Source organism: Paenibacillus sp. P4_E11, from assembly GCF_056401635.1.
Genome location: NZ_JBFUIX010000480.1, coordinates 1 through 1,354, shown reverse-complemented (window position 1 = coordinate 1,354; position 1,354 = coordinate 1). Strand labels below are relative to the sequence as shown.

Annotated in this window: 2 protein-coding genes; both read left to right on the top strand. The window is 41.8% G+C overall.

Annotated elements, in window-relative coordinates:
• On the top strand, window positions 1–419 hold a 419-nt coding region (locus AC1DWB_RS35285), incomplete at its 5' end, for a protein-tyrosine phosphatase family protein (protein WP_477545727.1).
• A gap of 97 nt (window positions 420–516) precedes the next feature.
• The gene (locus tag AC1DWB_RS35280; RefSeq protein ID WP_477545726.1) at window positions 517–966 is read left to right on the top strand and encodes a MarR family winged helix-turn-helix transcriptional regulator; all 450 of its coding nucleotides are present in this window, start codon (window positions 517–519) and stop codon (window positions 964–966) included.
• The last annotated feature ends 388 nt before the right edge of the window (window positions 967–1,354 follow it).

Below are 1,354 nucleotides of genomic sequence, written 5' to 3'. Positions count from 1 at the left end.
CATTAATTCAGGATCAAGTTTTCATGGGCGCGGCGGCAGACGTTGAATCCATGGTTAAGAATGAAGGAATTGAAGTAGTTGTGGATCTTCGAGGGGAAGCTATTGAATGTGCCTATCCAGGGGCAAATGTGGAATGGATTCAAATACCGTTATCTGACAATTCTGCCCAAACGCAAGAAGAAGCTTTTCAAATAGCCATTCAAGCTGTAATAGTGGCTTATCGCCAAAACAAGTTGGTTGCTTTTCATTGCGGTGGTGGAAAAGGGAGGACGGGTACTGTAGCAGCAGGGGTATTACTTGAACTGGGTTTATGTCACACTGTCGATGAGGCAGAATTGAAAGTCAAACAAATTCGGCATGTAATCGATATTAAGCCTACACAGAAGGAATCGCTGCTCAACTTGTATCCTGATCAATAAACATGCAGGAAACCACTTATCCGAGTGGTTTTCTTTTTTGATTATATACTTGCATAATGCAAATAAATCATGTATAACTAACTTAGGGGGAATCGACATGGAGAACACTCGCGAACTATTTCAGATCATGACTCGCCGTTTTGGCTTTCTTAATAAAAACTGTTGTACTGCTGGTGGCTGTAACATTTCCTTGATCCAAAGCCATATTCTCTATGAGKTTGACCATCAACACAAGCCTTCAATTCAGCAAATAGCCGAAGCATTGGGGACCGATATTACGACCTTTAGCCGACAAGTCCAATCCTTAATCAAGATGAATTTATTGAAAAAAACGCCTGATCCGGATGACCGGAGAGTGTTCATCCTCTCTTTGACGACAGAGGGAAAATATGTAGCCACGACGATCGACCAGCAAATGAATAGTTATTTAAACGAAGTTTTTTCTCACATGAATGAATTTGAGAAAGAGACTGTTATACGCTCCATCAAGCTTTTGAATGCAGCCATGGCCAAATCCAGCCAATGCTGTACGACCCCAATCGGGTAATTTTTTTTCGATAATACTTGCAAATTACAAATAATATTGGAGGCGTTTGAATGGAACACGTTAGAGATTCCATCGTAATCGGAGGAGGGCAGGCTGGTCTAGCCTCTGGGTATTGCATCAGCCACATTGAGAGGAGTTGGTGCCGATGCGAACTATGTAGTAAAAAAAATGCTCCAATATATAATGCGTTTAACATAAAATCATTAAGGAGTGATTTCTCATGAATCAAGTGAGCAACGATGAAATTCGTCAAAATGTTCGTAATCGGTATAAGGAAGTTGCCTTGCAGACTGTGGATGCTGGTTCAAGCAGCTGCGCTCCTGCAGAAACGGGTTCAAGTTGCTGCTCATCGTCAGTAAGTCATAAGGATGTATCCGCACAACTTGGT